Source organism: Bacillus sp. bc15, assembly GCF_900142585.1.
In the GTDB taxonomy this organism is placed as follows: Bacteria; Bacillota; Bacilli; order Bacillales; family Bacillaceae_G; genus Bacillus_A; species Bacillus_A cereus.
Genome location: NZ_FRBJ01000001.1, coordinates 360,108 through 376,729, shown reverse-complemented (window position 1 = coordinate 376,729; position 16,622 = coordinate 360,108). Strand labels below are relative to the sequence as shown.

The following is a 16,622-nucleotide window of genomic DNA, read 5'->3' as shown; positions in this document are numbered from 1 at the left end:
AGGGGCAACTCTCTTTCTGTTCATCCTATATATTTTGCGTATAATCGTTTTGCTATTTTCACATCATTTGTTCCATGAATAAATGCCCTACCGTCTGTAAATAAAACGAAACGATATTCATCAATTAGAAATGATAGTAAGTAAGGCGTTTTTTGGACAAGTACACTTTTTTGTAATCGTTTTTGAACTTCCTCTAAATGAAGAACACGTTTTACCCCTGAACGGATTTGAACCGTATTCCGTCCGCATAGCACTTCCATTTTCATCTGTGCTTCAAATGTTAAACTTGGGTACGTGCGTGTATTTCCACAAGATGGACATGTATTTTTCTTCTGTCTATTTACTTTTAATGAGAGATATTGATTGTTCCAAATATCAAATGATAACATTGTTCCTCTTAGCGCCTCGAAATCATCCACCAATATTTTCATCGCCTCTGTTACTTGATGAGTAACGACCATTTGTACAGCTGGTTGAATGATTCCTGCTGTATCGCATGTTGCACCACCCATAGGATGATCCATTAAGCAGCGAAAACATGGTGTTTTCCCTGGAAGAATTGTATACGTTACACCGTAACTTCCAATACATCCACCGTATATCCAAGGTATATTTTCTTTTTGTGAAATGTCATTTATAAGTAGGCGCGTATCAAAATTGTCAGTCGCATCTAATATGAGATCCACTTCTTTTGTTAACTCTTTTATTTCTTGCAGTGTGACATCCGATACAACTGATACAATTTCCACTTCAGAATTAATCTTTCTTAAATGCTCTGCCGCTGCAATTGCTTTCGGTTTGCACTGCTGTGCATCTTCTTCTGTATATAACTGTTGCCGTTGTAAATTACTCCATTCGACGTAGTCACGGTCAGCAATTGTCAATTTCCCAATTCCCATTCTAACAAGAGCTTCTGCATTTGCAGCTCCTAGTGCACCCGCACCGATTAGGAGCACATGCTTTTCTCTTATTTTTCTTTGTCCCATTTCACCAATTCTAGAAAACAATACTTGTCTTGCATAACGCTCTTGCATAAGAACTCCGCCTTTCACTATCCACCAATGTAAGACATTTCAACTTTTGGACGTTTACTTGTACTTTCAACCGTTCTTTCATCTGAATATCGATCTGTTCTATATCGCCATGTATGTTGTAAAATTTTTAATAATGAGGCGTCAGAAATATTTTCTCGAAGAAGCGTTCGCAAATCCGTTCCTTTTGTTCCAAATAAACATGTAAAAAACTTACCATCTGCCGAAATACGGGCTCTCGTACAAGAAGAACAAAATGACTCAGAAACAGAAGTAATAAATCCAACTTCTGCATCGCTCCCTACATATCGATACATTTTCGCAACCTCTCCAAAGTAACGAGGTTTAACAGGCTCAATCGGATATACACGATTAATCTTCTCTATTAATTGTTCCTTCGTAATAACTTGTTCAAAGTTCCAGCCGTTTGTACTGCCCACATCCATAAACTCTATAAAACGGAGCTGAATTTCTTGTTCTTTAAAGTAACGAGCCATATGAAGAATTTGACTATCATTCATTCCTTTTTTTACGACCATATTTACCTTTACTTCTAACCCTGCGTTCTTCGCTTCTTCAATTCCTTTTAATACAGGTTTTGTACTTATATTTCGTCCATTAATTTTTTTGAAGACATAATCCTCTATCGCATCTAAACTAATATTTACACGTTTTAATCCCGCTTCTTTTAACGCCTTTGCTTGTTTTGCTAAATGAATACCGTTTGTTGTGAGTCCAATATCTTTTAAGCCTTCTAGCTTTGCAAGTCTTGCAATTAACGTCGGTAAGTCTTTACGCAATAAAGGTTCACCGCCAGTAAGCCTAATTTTATTGACTCCCATACTTATAAATAATCTCGCTAATCTTTCTATTTCATCGAACGTTAATAAAAGCTCTTCCTTTAAAAAAGTGTAATCAGGTCCGAACACTTCAGCAGGCATACAGTATGTACACCTAAAATTACAACGATCAATAACTGAAATACGTAAATCTTGAAGTGGCCGTTCTAAAGAATCTTTCATGTTCTCGTGCATCTATATCCCTTCTTTTCTGCTGCAATCCTTAGTAAGCTTTCAATTTTTTTATTTGCCTTCATTATAAAAAAGAAGCTACATATTCAATGTGACTTTTCTCACATTACTTTCCCCATTCAAAAATTCTTCACAAATCCGTTCGAATTTTGTTCACATCTTTAATCTCATCCGCTTTGTCTATTGAATTTTTCAAACTAAAAACTGAAGATTTCTTCCCCTTACGGTCATTGAAATTTCAATTTATTTTTAAAATAGCTCTTGCATTTTCATCATACTTACACTCAAAATAGGAAATGTATTGCTTATAAGAAGAAAGGTGATCACTGTGGCAAACAGTATGACATTATCTCAAGATTTAAAAGAATTACTTGCATCTGTTGAATATAAAATGCAAATTAAAAAAGGTAGTTTTATTTTTCAAGAGGGTATGGAGGCAACAGAGCTCTATATCATCCACTCAGGAAAAGTACAAATTAGTAAATTAAGTGCTGACGGGCAAGAATTAACACTCCGTATTTGTTCGGCATACGACATTATTGGAGAATTAACATTATTCACGGACAATGCGAAGTATTTATTAAATTCAAAATGCCTTGAAGATGTTGAAGTAGGAGTTATAAAGCGTGAAACCTTAGAAAAAGCATTACTCCAAAAACCCGCACTTGTATTTGAATTTATGAAATGGATTAGTGAACATTTAAGAAGAATGCAAACGAAGTTTCGAGATTTAGTATTACACGGCAAAAAAGGTGCCCTGTATTCTACTCTTATACGAATGACAAATAGTTACGGTGTATTAAAAGAAAATGGGATTCTCATCGATTTACCATTAACGAATCAAGAACTTGCTAATTTCTGTGCAACTTCACGTGAAAGTGTAAATCGAATGTTAAATGAATTAAAAAAGCAAGGTACAATTTCGATTCATAAAGGAAAGATTACAATCCACGATTTACAATTTTTAAAATGTGAAATTGCTTGTGAAGATTGCTCTGCTTCTGTTTGTAGCATTGATTAGCATCTTATTTAGATGCTAATCTTTTTTCAATTTAAACTACTTATTAACGATTATTTCCTATGTAAACAAAAACGAGGCCTGCCATATGAGACCTCGTTTCGTTTTAGCTGCTAACTCCTATCCGTTTACAGCAGTATTATTTTTTCAACTCATTAGGAATACGTCTTCTGTAAATTACATAACTACGGCTTACATATTTAATTGGGGCACTAAATACATGTACTAGTCTTGTAAATGGCCACACTGCGAATAAACCCATCCCTGCAAGAATATGAATTTTAAACCATACTGGTACTTCCGTCATATATTCAACTTTCGGTTGGAAAATAAAGAGACTTCGGAACCAAGGGCCAATTGTTGTACGATAATCAAATCCTTTTGAATCGATATTTAAAAATGTTGAAGAAAGTCCTGCTAACATTACGATAAGTAATAAAATAAGCGCAATATAATCTCCCTTTGTGCTCGTTGCAATGATACGTTTTACAGTTACGCGGCGGTACGTTAATATAATTAAACCGATGATAGAAGCAACACCTGCCGGAAGCCCGAAACTAATTGCCATTATGTGATACGTATGCTCAGAAATACCTATCGAACGGTATACAGCTTCTGGAATTAATATCCCCATAACATGACCGCCAATTACGAACATAATCCCAAAGTGGAATAATAGACTTCCGATTCGGAGCATTTTCTTTTCTAATAGTTCACTAGATTTTGATGTCCATCCAAATTGATCATAGTTGTATCTAAAAATATGTCCACCGATAAAGATTGCAAAAATGATATAGGGAAACAATACCCATAGAAATTGATTCATCATTTTAACAACTCTCCTTTCTAATTTGTCTGTACATCCCATGCTTCGATAGCGAGTAGCACAGCCGCAAGAATTGGTTCATACATACTACCTGCTTCTTTTAACTGAACGTGTAATGCTTGTATATTCTGCTTGTATTTATTCATAATTGGTTCACTGTCTTGCTCATTTGCATTTGCAAAAAACTCAAGAAAAAGTGGTAAATAATCAGGTAGTTCTTTATCCGTTACTTCAAAACCAGATTTTTTATAATGCTGCTTTAACTCTAATAATTCAATACCTCTTTCTCTTTGTTCACCAGTGTTCATATAAGTAAGATACATATTTGTTTTCTTACCAAAATCGAATGTATATACGTAACTATCAATGAGTTGATCATTCGTTTTATCTAGCGCTTGCTTTATAAAGGCTGTAAGTGATGCTTTAACTTCTTCCTTTTCTATCGTTTCAATCTCTTCTTGCAATTCAGTTACAGCTTCTCTCCACCCTAGTTCAGGATAGGAGAGAAGAAAAGAAGAACAAGAAAAAGCAGTTTGTAAACTTTGTTTCATCATTTTCTGCCCCCTTTATTTAAGAAATTGTCATACAAGAGCCTGGACCACCTGCGAATGCTAAACCACAGCTTCCTTGTTCGCTATATAAATCTGCCACTTGTTCACGGTGAGTGCCCGGAATGACGAAGCGATCTTTATATTTCGCAATAGCAAGAAGACGATACATATCTTCTACATCCTGTTTCGTTAAACCAAGTTCTTTTAATACAGCTTCATTTGGCTCTTTATTAATTTGCAGCGCTCTCATATGCGTTCGCATAACAGCCATTTTCTTCAATGTAAGACGAATGTGTGATTCATCTCCTGCAGTGAGTAAATTCGCTAAATATTGAATTGGAATACGCATATTATCGATAGCAGGGAAAATCGCTTCTGCTTGCCAGTTACTGCCTTTCCCTTCCACCATATTCATAATTGGGCTAAGCGGCGGAATATACCAAACCATCGGCATTGTACGGTACTCTGGATGAAGAGGCAGAGCAATTTTCCAATCGATAATCATTTTATAGATTGGTGACTCTTGTGCTGCTTTAATCCATTCTTCAGGAATGCCTTGTTTTTTCGCTTCAGCTGCTACTTCTGGATCATTTGGATCTAGGAAAACAGTAAGCTGAGATTCATATAAATCTTTTTCGTCTTCAACAGAAGCTGCTTCTTTTACTTTGTCAGCGTCATATAGCATTACCCCAATATACCTGATACGTCCCACACATGTTTCTGAACAAATTGTTGGCATACCAGCCTCAATACGTGGGAAACACATTGTACATTTTTCAGCTTTATTCGTTTGCCAGTTAAAATACACTTTTTTATATGGACAAGATGATACGCAGAACCTCCAAGCACGACATGCATTTTGATCTACAAGAACAATGCCGTCTTCTTCACGTTTATACATCGCACCAGATGGACAAGATGATACGCAAGACGGATTCATACAATGTTCACATATGCGTGGTAAATACATCATAAAGACGTTTTCAAAATCTGTTTTAATTTCTTCTTCCATTTTCTTTACGTTCGGATCTTGTAATCCTGTTATATGTCCACCAGCTAAATCATCTTCCCAGTTCGGACCCCATTCAATTTTGTCGATAAATTCGCCTGTAATTGCTGATTTCGGACGAGCAACTGGTTGATGCTTACGCTGCGGGCTATTTGTTAATGTTTCATAATCATAATTCCAAGGTTCAAAGTAATCATCAATTGTTGGTTGATCTGGATTGTGGAAAATGTTCATAAGACGTTTCATTTTCGAACCAGATTTCAGCTGAATTTCACCATTTTTCAATTCCCATCCGCCTTTATATTTCTCCTGATCTTCCCATTGTTTCGGATAACCAATTCCAGGCTTCGTTTCTACGTTATTGAAGTACATATATTCCGCACCTGGACGATTTGTCCAGGTGTTTTTGCACGTTACGCTACAAGTATGACAGCCGATGCATTTATCTAGGTTCATTACCATTCCGACTTGCGCTTTAATCTTCAAGCCAATCTACCTCCTTCAGTTTACGGATTACAACATTTAAATCACGCTGGTTCCCAGTCGGACCATAATAGTTAAATCCATAGCTTAATTGGCCATATCCACCAATCATATGTGTTGGTTTAACATGAATACGGGTTGGACTATTATGCGTTCCCCCACGGGTGCTTGTTAATTTCGTACCAGGCACGTTAATGTGGCGATCTTGCGCATGGTGCATAAATGCCATTCCCCTCGGTATACGGTGCGTTACAACAGCACGCGCTACGACAACACCGTTACGGTTAAAGCACTCGATCCAATCATTATCAGCAACGCCAGCTTCTGCAGCGTCCTCTTTATTCATCCAAACAGTTGGACCACCTCTAAACAGCGTTAACATCGGTAATGAATCGAAATACATACTATGAATCGACCACTTATTATGCGGTGTTAAATAGTTTAGTGTAATCTCTTTCCCTTCTACTTCAGGGCGTGACTTACGGAACGGTTTATGTTGCAGAATTGGTTTAAATGTTGCCATCGTTTCACCAAATTCTTTCATCATGTCATGGTCTAAGTAGAAAGATTGTCGACCAGTTATCGTTCTCCAAGGAATAAGACGTTCCACATTTGTTGTAAACGGTGAGTAACGTCGTCCACCTTTTTCTGAACCTGTAAAGGCCGGAGAAGTAATTACTGTTTTCGGTTGTGCTGTAATTTGTTCGAATGTAAAGCATTCTTCTTCACGTTCTTCTGCTAAATCACGTAATTTTAGATCTGTTTGTTTTTCAAGTGCTTCCCATGCTTTTACTGCCATATGACCGTTTGTTGTAGAAGAAAGCGTTAATACCGCTTCAGCAGCATTGATTGCTTCTTTTATGTCTGGGCAACCTTTCGCAATAGTATCCGTTCGAACAACTCCTAATTTGCTCTTTAATTGCTCATACTCTTTTTCTGCTGACCAAGAGATCCCTTTCGTACCAATCGGTTGTTTTCCGGCATTTGGTCCAAGTGCTGTCATTTTGTCATAAATCGTTTTATAATCCCTTTCAACAACATGAATTTGTGGCATCGTTTTACCCGGGATTGGTTCACATTCACCTTTACTCCAATCTTTAATCTTGCCAAGTGGTTGCGCTAATTCTTGCGGTGTATCATGAAGAAGTGGTGTTGCAACAACTTCTTTCATTGGTTCAAGATCTATTTTCTTCGCTAAATCTGACACAGCTTTAGAAAGTGAAGTGAAAATATCCCAGTCAGAGCGTGCTTCCCACGGTGAACCGATTGCTGGATTAAATGGATGCACAAATGGATGCATATCTGTACTACTTAAATCATGTTTTTCGTACCAAGTTGAAGCAGGTAAGACGATATCAGAATACAGCGCTGTTCCAGCCATACGGAAATCTAAATTAATGAGTAAATCAAGCTTCCCTTCTGGTGCTTCTTCATGCCACTTAATTTCTTCTGGTCGTAATGAATCACTATCGTCATTCATTAATCCGTTTGTTGTACCTAATAAATGTTTTAAGAAATATTCATGCCCTTTACCAGAACTTGAAATTAAATTCGCACGCCACACGAATAAGTTGCGCGGGAAGTTGTTTTTATTATCAGGATCTTCAATCGCAAATTTCAGTTCTTTTTCTTTTAATTTTTGTGCAACATATTTTCCGATTTCTTCTTGCGTTGTTGCACCAGCAGCAACAGCTTCTTTATATAATTCAATTCCATTTTTCTCGAATGTTGGATAAGAAGGTAACCAGCCGAGTCGTGCTGCTAATACATTGTAATCACCGTGATGTTGATAACGTGAGTTACCTTCAATTGGTGATGCTAAATGTCCAACAGGTGTATCTTCATAGCGCCATTGATCTGTTACGAAATAGAAGAAAGACGTACCATTTTGTAATTTTGGTGGCCCTTGCCAATCTTTTGCCATCGCGATTGTTTGCCATCCTTCTGCAGGTCGTAACTTTTCTTGACCAACATAATGCGCCCATCCCCCGCCGTTTACTCCTTGTGCCCCAACTAGAAGAACAAGATTTAAAACTGCGCGATAAATCGTATCAGAATTAAACCAATGGTTAATACCAGCTCCAACAATAATCATCGAGCGACCATTTGTATCAGCGGCATTTTGTGCGAACTCACGAGCGATTTGAATAATTAGTTCTCGTTTCACTCCTGTCATTTTCTCTTGCCATGCAGGTGTAAACGGTACATCATCATTGAAGTCTTTCGGCTCTTGTCCGCCAAACCCTCGGTTCACCCCGTAATTTGCTAACGTTAAGTCGTATACAGTTGTAACGAACACTTCGCCTTCTTCTGTCATAACCTTTTTCACTGGAATTGTACGTTCTAATACTTTGTTTCCATCATCAGAGAAGTACGGAATTTGTACCGTTCCAATCGTTTCTTCCATTCCAAGTAAAGAAAGACGTGGATCAATCTTTTCACCTGTTTCTTCATCTTCTAAACGCAAGTTCCATTTCTTTTCGTTATCCCAACGTGAGCCCATTGTGCCTTGAGGTGTTGCAAAATCATTCGTGTTCTCGTTCCAAAGAACAGGTTTCCATTCTCCTAACTTCGTTTCGCGTCCAATATCAGCAGCGTTTAAGAAACGATCAGCAACGAATTGATCTCCTTTTTGTTTCAATGTGACAAAGAAAGGAAAATCAGTATATTGCTTCGCATACTTTGTGAAATATTCCACTTGATTATCTACGTAAAATTCTTGTAAGATCACATGCCCCATTGCCATCGCAAGTGCACCATCTGTACCTTGTTTCACACTAATCCAATCATCCGCAAACTTTGTAGATTCAGCGAAGTCAGGACTGACAGAAACGACTTTCGTTCCTTTATATCGAACCTCTGCTAAAAAGTGAGCATCTGGTGTTCTCGTCATCGGTACATTTGAACCCCATGTCATAATGTAACCAGAGTTATACCAGTCACTACTTTCTGGTACATCTGTTTGATCGCCCCAAATTTGCGGAGAAGCTGGTGGTAAATCTGCGTACCAATCATAGAAACTAAGCATCGGCCCACCCATAAGTTGCATAAAACGACTACCAGCAGCATGACTTAACATCGACATAGCTGGAATTGGTGAAAAGCCAACATTTCGATCTGGCCCGTATTTAATTACTGTATAAAGTAGAGAAGCTGAAACGAGTTGTAATACTTCATCCCAATTCGCACGAATAAATCCACCTTTACCACGCGCCTGCTTATACTTACGTGCTTTTTCAGGGTTTTCCACAATACTTTTCCAAGCATCTAGTGGTGACTCGTTATTTTGTAGTTCATCTTGCCACATACTCCAAAGAACACCACGTACATACGGATATTTCACACGAAGTGGACTATAAATGTACCAAGAAAAACTTGCTCCACGTGGGCATCCTCGCGGTTCAAAATCTGGCATATCAGGACCTGTCGTTGGATAGTTAAGCTCCTGCCCTTCCCACGTCACAATTCCATCTTTCACATATATATTCCAGCTACATGAACCAGTACAGTTCACGCCGTGTGTAGAACGAATTACTTTATCATGCTGCCAACGCTTTCTGTACACATTTTCCCATTCGCGATCTTCATATGTTTCTTGTGTATGATTATCGTTATAACGATCTATTGGTGAAAAATATTTTAAACGTCTCATTAGTGCTGAAGTTTTTTTCTTCATACTGTTCACTCCTTTAATACGTCTCTCTTACATACCCTTACTATAAGAGAGGTTGTAAAATACAGATGTGACATTTCGCACAGTTCAAGAGATTGTCAAAAATTCAGTAGAAAATAAGTTTGTGAGAAAATCTTGTGTTCCGTTGTGAAGATTATGGTTAATCTTAATTATTAGGAGAATGGTATTTTGAGGTATCGACTATTTTGCAAAAGAAAAAGAGTTTTGATATTATTTCAAAACTGCCATAAGGAAAAGAGTATAAATTGTATGTAAAAAATTTTTTCCCAATGTTATTATTTTATATCGAGTCTGATTTTACATAAAACTACAAATCATTATTTACTGTATTGCCCTTAGTTACGGAAACAATTATACTAGATGTAATCGAAATAAATAATCTGAATATTCTCAGAATTTAAGGTAAAAGTTTTACTATCTACAAATAGAATTAGAAATATGTCCACTAAATAGATTAGAAAACGATAATAACATTAGGAGGATTACGATGCCCCAGCTTGATTCATTACATCCCACTGTAGAAAAAATAATCAATAATATTGAAAAAATAATGGTCGGAAAACGAAAAGAAACGATCTTAGCTTTGACAGCTCTCTTAGCTGACGGTCATGTGCTATTAGAAGATGTTCCTGGTGTCGGGAAAACAATGCTAGTACGTGCTCTTTCTAAATCCATTGATGCTGATTATAAGCGAATTCAATTTACACCTGATTTATTGCCGTCAGATGTAACAGGAGTTTCTATTTATAATCCGAAAGAGCTCCAATTTGAGTTCAAGCCTGGACCAATTATGGGGAATTTTGTACTTGCTGATGAAATTAATCGTACATCTCCAAAGACACAATCTGCTTTACTTGAATGTATGGAAGAAGGCAATATTACAATCGATGGCATTACAAGGCCTTTACCAAAGCCGTTCTTTGTCATGGCTACACAAAATCCGGTCGAATATGAAGGAACATATTCTCTACCAGAAGCTCAGCTCGATCGTTTCTTATTGAAACTAAAAATGGGATATCCTACACCAGAAGAAGAATTTGAAATTTTAAACCGGATGGAAAAAACAAATCCACTCTCTCAATTACAGACCATTACTACAATAGAAGAATTAATTTATTTACAACAAAGCGTACGGGTAGTAAGTATGGACAAAGCAATTAAGCATTACATTGTAAAACTTGTTAATCAGACTCGTACGTACAGTTCTATACAGCTAGGTGCAAGTCCACGTGGCTCAATTGCTTTAATGAAAGCTTCACAAGCTTATGCATTTATCCATGGCAGAAATTATGTTATTCCAGACGATGTTAAATTTTTAGCTCCTTACGTTTTAGCACATAGACTCATTTTAAAAATGGAAGCAAAATTTGAAGGAATAACTGGAGAACAAGTTATCGCAAAAATCGTTGCACGAACTACTGTGCCGACTCAAAGGACGATGAACCCTTGATGAAACGAATACTGCGAGCGCTATATCACGTTACGAAGTTATTGCTACTCCCTTTATGTCTAGTCTTAACATTTGTGTACGCTATGTTTCAAGGAGGGTTTGTAAGTTGGTTTTTGTTTTACAGCACAATTCCCATTGCTCTTTATTCACTACTACTCCCCTTTTACGCTTTTCGGGACGCTGAAGTAAGACGAATAACAAACCAAAATGGATATGTAGTAGGAGAACAATTTATAAGCACGATTACAATAAAAAGAAAATTTCCTTTTCCCTTACTTTATTTAGTTATAGAAGATGAACTGCCACCACAATTTATAAGTTGTAAACAAACAAAGATGAATAAGGTAGTACTCTTCCCAGGATTGAAACGAAATATTTCGTTTCAATATGTTATTGACACAATCTCTAGAGGCGAGCACACTTTTTCAAGCGTTCGTGTAAAAACTGGCGATTTATTCGGCATGATAGAGAAAGAAGTAACTTTTTCAGTTCCAGATACATTTTTAGTCTATCCCCAGTATGTAGATATAGCATATCGACAATTGGAAAATCATTTCGAACAAGGAGCGCTTTCAGCAAATATAAATTCAGCAAAAGACTCTACAATCTCTGTCGGTGTCAGAGACTATAAACCTGGTGATCGCTTTTCATGGATTGATTGGAAAGCAACTGCACGAACAAACACTATTATGACAAAAGAGTTTGAACAACAGCGCAGCCATAATGTCATGATATTCATAGACAGAACCGAGTCTCCTCTATTCGAATCAGTCGTCACATTTACTGCCTCTATCGTAAGGACTGTCTTGAAACAAAATTCACCAGCATCATTCGTGTCTATCGGAAAAGAACAAACTATTTTCCCTTTAGACAATGGAGATACGCAGTTACAACAAATCCTTTGTCATTTAGCAAAAGTGCAAGCAGACAGTGTATTCCCGCTCTCCCAGAGTGTAGACATGGAACTAAGAAAAATTTATGAGCCCGTCACGGTTATACTCGTGACCAGTAATCTTTCTCCCGATATTCAAAAGGCGGCTGATTGTGCTGCTATAAGAAATAGAAAATGTATGGTTTTTGTCGTGAAAGAAAAAGCGAATCAACTTTCACACCGAGAAATCAGTATAATAGAAACTCTAAAAAAACGACAAATATTTGTAAACACGGTTTATGAAAACCGTTATACAAACGTGTTTTTTGAGGTGAGCAAATGATAACATTACAAACAAAATACAAGTGGGATACGAACAGATTCTTTATGCATGCATGTGTATTTCTTCTTTTACTAGAATGGCTAAGACCTCTTATAGGTATTACAAATGTAGGTAGATTAGATATTTTCGTAACATTTATAGGAATTTGCTTCGCTCTCTCTTTTTTTCAAACGAGGTGGCAGATTCCAATAAAAATTGTCACAGTCCTATTTATCATTCATTCCCTATATTATAAAAATGCTTTTATAAATCCATCTTGGCTAACAGCATTCTTTTCTGATATGTTTCGAAATTCCTCCCTGTTTTTCCAAGGGAATTTACTAGATATTTCTCCAGTTTTTCCGACGGTTTTATTTTTTCTCTCATTTTGGTTTTTGAGTTCTTTTACTTCATTTTGGATTATTCATAAAAAACGTGGGTTTCTATTTCTTGTATTGACTATTATTTATATCGCAACTTTTCATAACTTACATTTATACAATGCAAACTACGCTATTATTCGTACTGTTGTCATCGGCTTTTTTATGCTTAGTCTTCTTCAAGTAGAACGAATAAAAGAACGTGAACACTTACAAAATTATGCTAGGGAAATCTCAAAATTACTTAGACCACTTACAATATTTATTGTATTATTAGCAACCATCGCATACTTTGCTCCAAAATTTGGCCCTCAATGGCCAAACCCAATGGATTTCTTAAAATTCAACACATCTGAAGCAAGTAAAGAAAAAAAAGTTTCTACAATTGGGTATGGTTTAGATGACTCACGATTAGGTGGTCCTTTTAAGGCGGATCCTACAATTGTTTTCACAGCACGAACGCAAAACAAACAATATTGGAGAGTCGAAACGAAAGATTTTTATACCGGAAAAGGCTGGGAGGTTTCTGAAAATCCGAAAAAGGTTTCTTTTAAAAATAAAAACGACGTCGTAAGCTGGTACGAACAAAATACAAAAACAGAAACTACTGAGGCAACAATTACCATGCAAAAAAGTTACCCTCACCTTACCTATCCAGCAGGATTAGTAACAGTTGAAGCTTCTTCTGATGTATCATACAGTGTTGACCCGTTTTCAGAAAAAATTTATACAATGAATGGAGACTCTTCTACTACTTTACATTCGTATAAAGTAACATATGAGATCCCTGAGTTTTCCATAAAAAACTTGAAAGCTGTAAAAACAAATGAAGGTCAAGAAACAAATCCTTATTTTATGACAAAGTACACACAACTTCCCGAGTCATTACCACAGCGCGTAAAAGACTTGGCTATCAATCTTACAAATGATAAAGACAACCGATATGATAAAGTATTAGCTATTGAAAATTACTTCACAGACAACTCTTTTACATACGAATCAACGAATGTCTCATTCCCTGCCAAAAGCCAAGATTATGTAGATCAATTCCTTTTCGATACAAAAAGCGGCTACTGTAATAATTTTTCGACGTCTATGATTGTACTACTTCGTTCTGCCGGGATTCCAGCTCGCTGGGTGAAAGGCTATACAGAAGGAACTCTTGACAATACACTTGCCTCTGCAGAAGGTGAGGATGTTTATACAATCACGAACGATAACGCACACTCTTGGGTCGAAGTATATTTCCCAGAATACGGATGGATTCCATTCGAACCGACAAAAGGATTTACTAATCCCTATAATTTTATAAATAATACGCCTGCTCCTATTTCACAAAATAGCGAAGCAAATAATTCTAATAACGAGCAAATACAACAACGAAATAATGAAGCAAAACTTAAAAGTTTAATTGAAAATACAGAAGAAGCTTCTACTAAAAAGGTCACAAATTCTAAAACTAGTTTTTCTTGGTGGTACGTATTCCTCTCTACGATACTAATTAGTATTATAGGATACATTCTCTTCACCACTAGAATGAAATGGATGACATTTCTTATTATTCATTTCTATAAATACCGAAAAGATGATGCTGTTTATCAAAAAGCTTACGGTGCACTTTTAAAACAATTTGCGAGAATTGGCATACCACGGGGTGAAAGTCAAACATTCCGAGAATACGCTCTCCATATCGATACACTTTACAACTCGGCCGATATGCAACAACTTACTGCCAGTTATGAGAACGCTATGTATCAACAGGGGCAGGCTACGGTAGAATGGAAGAAATCCGTACACTTATGGGAAGTGCTTATGAAAAAAGCAGCTTCTCTACCTAAATCAGATGGCTTTGATACAGTTATTTAATCTTGAAAATTTGAGTTTAAAGAAAACGTCTCAAAGAACTACATTGTTCTTTGAGACGTTTTTTAATAAAGTGAAACTCCTACTTATTCCCCAAGCACCTTCTCAATCTCAACCTCTAAATCTACCGGCTTCGTCTGCGGAGCAAAACGCCCTACTACTTTCCCGTCTTTTCCGATTAAAAACTTCGTAAAATTCCATTTCACTGCTTTCATACCAAGTAAACCTGGTGCTTGTTCTGTCATGTATGTATATAGAGGGTGAGCCTTATCACCTTTCACATCAACCTTTGCAAACATCGGGAAGTTTACACCGTAGTTTAATTCACAAAAACTAGTAATGTCCGCTTCTGTACCTGGTTCTTGTCCCCCGAATTGGTTACAAGGAAATCCGAGTATTTCGAGTCCTTGGTCTTTATATTTATCATATACCTCTTGTAATCCTTTATATTGTGGTGTGAAACCACATTTGCTAGCTACATTGACAATAAGAAGTGCTTTTCCTTCGTAATCTTTTAACGATTTTTCTTCACCTGTAATTGTTTTAGCTGAAAAATCATAAACTGTCATTGTCTTTGCCCCTCTCTTCACTATCATTCTATGTTTATACTATACTACATTCGTGAATATCCAGCTCTTATTACGTACTTATAAGTTGTAATGATAGCGCTTTATTTCCGTTCGAAAATTCGACACAAACTACTAGACTTTTATGATGGAAAGTTTTACAATTGAAATGTGAACAAAATGTGACAGTTTATATTCCATTATAAAAGAAAAGGATGGTGTTCATTATGAAAACTGCACAACATGAAACGATTTCAAATCGCGAGTTTTATTTCGTACTATATATGATGTTATTGTATGTTACTGGCTGGGTAATCGATGTAAATGGTTTATTCTTAAGCTCCTACTTTAATTTAGCAGGAGAGATTATGCTTCCATTAGCAGGCGGGATTGTTGGACTGTTCATTATGTCTATTAATAAACAACAAACGAAATAATAATATTACAAAAAGGCAGAAGACGAGCTTCGTTTTCTGCCTTTTTTCTATTTTAGCGTATAATAAAAACATGCAGTATATAAGGAGTGATAACTATGAAAAAAGTAGAGCAATTATCTTCTCACCTATATCTTATTGATGATTTCGATTTACAGCATAATGAACGAACAGGTACGTACGTTTTATTAGGTGACGATATTACTTTAATTGAAACTTGTGCAGCCCCTTCTCTTCCGTATATTTTAGACGGCTTACAACAATTACATATTGATTTAAACGATGTTAAAAACATTATCGTTACACATGTGCATTTAGATCACGCTGGCGCAGCTGGTTTAATGATGGAAAAGTGCCCAAATGCTACGTTATATGTGCATTCTCGTGGTGCTCGTCATATGATTGATCCAACAAAACTTATTTTGGGTGCAAAAGCTGTCTACAAAGAAGATTTCGATAAACTCTTTGATCCAATTCTTCCAATTGAAGAAGAACGTGTTCATATTGTACAACATAGTGATACGTTAAAAATTGCAAAAAACCGTACCCTTACATTTTATGATACACCAGGACATGCGAAGCACCATATTAGCATTCACGATTCATTAACAAACGGGATTTTTACTGGCGATACAATTGGAATTTATTATAGAGAACTCGCAGACGTTGATGTAGAGTTATATCTACCATCAACGTCCCCTTCACAATTCCAACCAGATGCGATGATTACTTCTAAAAATCACATTCAAAGTATGAATGTAGATACTATTTATTTCGGTCATTACGGTGCATCCTCTCATGTTACAGAAGTATATAATCAACTGGAATATTGGCTACCTATTTTCGTTCATACTGGTAAGGAAGTCTTTGAAAAGTATAATGATTTCGATGAAGCAACTAAAGCTTTACAAACTTTGTTAATGGATAAAATCTCTTCTCATCTTACAAAGTTAAACGTTCCATCAGATCATTCCGTTTATAATATTTTACATCTAGATATAGAAATTAGCGCAATGGGCATTATTGATTATTTCACGAAGCAAAAAAAAGCAAACTCCACTATTAACTAACAGTAAAAGAAGAGATATACAAC

Annotated in this window: 13 protein-coding genes; 6 read left to right on the top strand and 7 right to left on the bottom strand. The window is 36.4% G+C overall.

The genetic code is table 11. The features are described from left to right. Positions 1–20: 20 nt before the first annotated feature. Positions 21–1,034 carry a molybdopterin-synthase adenylyltransferase MoeB gene (locus BUA87_RS01965; RefSeq protein WP_001158065.1) on the bottom strand — a complete coding sequence of 338 codons (1,014 nt, stop codon included), beginning with the start codon at positions 1,032–1,034 and terminating at the stop codon, positions 21–23. Positions 1,035–1,051: 17 nt separating this feature from the next. Then, a complete protein-coding gene (gene moaA, locus BUA87_RS01960) occupies positions 1,052–2,065 on the bottom strand; it encodes a GTP 3',8-cyclase MoaA (protein WP_000545013.1) in 1,014 nt (337 codons plus the stop codon). A 325-nt stretch (positions 2,066–2,390) separates the two neighbouring features. Between moaA and BUA87_RS01955 the strand changes: the two genes are divergently transcribed. Beyond that, positions 2,391–3,083, top strand: a complete 693-nt coding sequence (locus tag BUA87_RS01955; RefSeq protein WP_000013863.1) for a Crp/Fnr family transcriptional regulator — start codon at positions 2,391–2,393, stop codon at positions 3,081–3,083. Between the two features lie 136 nt (positions 3,084–3,219). On the opposite strand, the gene narI is transcribed toward BUA87_RS01955, so the two are convergent. From narI to BUA87_RS01935, 4 genes are read right to left on the bottom strand one after another with little or no spacing between them, the layout of a single operon-like run. Beyond that, entirely contained in the window at positions 3,220–3,909 is a 690-nt protein-coding gene (narI, locus tag BUA87_RS01950; RefSeq protein WP_000981851.1) for a respiratory nitrate reductase subunit gamma, read from the bottom strand. A gap of 17 nt (positions 3,910–3,926) precedes the next feature. Continuing rightward, on the bottom strand, positions 3,927–4,457 hold the full coding sequence (gene narJ / locus BUA87_RS01945; protein WP_002153026.1) for a nitrate reductase molybdenum cofactor assembly chaperone: 531 nt from the start codon (positions 4,455–4,457) through the stop codon (positions 3,927–3,929). Between the two features lie 19 nt (positions 4,458–4,476). Then, complete coding sequence (narH, locus tag BUA87_RS01940; RefSeq protein ID WP_000692669.1) at positions 4,477–5,952, bottom strand: nitrate reductase subunit beta; 1,476 nt, start codon at positions 5,950–5,952, stop codon at positions 4,477–4,479. Next, positions 5,942–9,625 carry a nitrate reductase subunit alpha gene (locus tag BUA87_RS01935; RefSeq protein ID WP_000730786.1) on the bottom strand — a complete coding sequence of 1,228 codons (3,684 nt, stop codon included), beginning with the start codon at positions 9,623–9,625 and terminating at the stop codon, positions 5,942–5,944. Before BUA87_RS01935 ends, narH begins: the two co-directional genes overlap by 11 nt. A gap of 505 nt (positions 9,626–10,130) precedes the next feature. Here BUA87_RS01935 and BUA87_RS01930 point away from each other — a divergent pair. Genes BUA87_RS01930 through BUA87_RS01920 form a run of 3 tightly spaced genes read left to right on the top strand, consistent with a single transcriptional unit; the run spans position 10,131 to position 14,532 of the window. Then, entirely contained in the window at positions 10,131–11,093 is a 963-nt protein-coding gene (locus BUA87_RS01930; RefSeq protein ID WP_001135799.1) for an AAA family ATPase, read from the top strand. Next, positions 11,093–12,307, top strand: coding sequence for a DUF58 domain-containing protein (locus BUA87_RS01925; RefSeq protein ID WP_000821908.1), 1,215 nt, complete (start codon positions 11,093–11,095; stop codon positions 12,305–12,307). The genes BUA87_RS01930 and BUA87_RS01925 overlap by 1 nt, the downstream gene beginning before the upstream one ends. After that, positions 12,304–14,532 (top strand): transglutaminase TgpA family protein, encoded by a 2,229-nt coding sequence (locus tag BUA87_RS01920; protein ID WP_061661188.1) that lies wholly within the window; start codon positions 12,304–12,306, stop codon positions 14,530–14,532. The genes BUA87_RS01925 and BUA87_RS01920 overlap by 4 nt, the downstream gene beginning before the upstream one ends. Before the next feature lie 83 nt (positions 14,533–14,615). Here BUA87_RS01920 and bsaA read toward each other — a convergent pair whose 3' ends face one another. Further along, complete coding sequence (gene bsaA, locus BUA87_RS01915) at positions 14,616–15,098, bottom strand: glutathione peroxidase (RefSeq protein WP_000219434.1); 483 nt, start codon at positions 15,096–15,098, stop codon at positions 14,616–14,618. Positions 15,099–15,322: 224 nt separating this feature from the next. Here bsaA and BUA87_RS01910 point away from each other — a divergent pair, with 224 nt between their 5' ends. Continuing rightward, complete coding sequence (locus BUA87_RS01910) at positions 15,323–15,532, top strand: DUF3925 domain-containing protein (protein ID WP_000844983.1); 210 nt, start codon at positions 15,323–15,325, stop codon at positions 15,530–15,532. A gap of 95 nt (positions 15,533–15,627) precedes the next feature. Beyond that, positions 15,628–16,599 (top strand): MBL fold metallo-hydrolase, encoded by a 972-nt coding sequence (locus tag BUA87_RS01905; protein ID WP_072938258.1) that lies wholly within the window; start codon positions 15,628–15,630, stop codon positions 16,597–16,599. Positions 16,600–16,622: the final 23 nt, after the last annotated feature.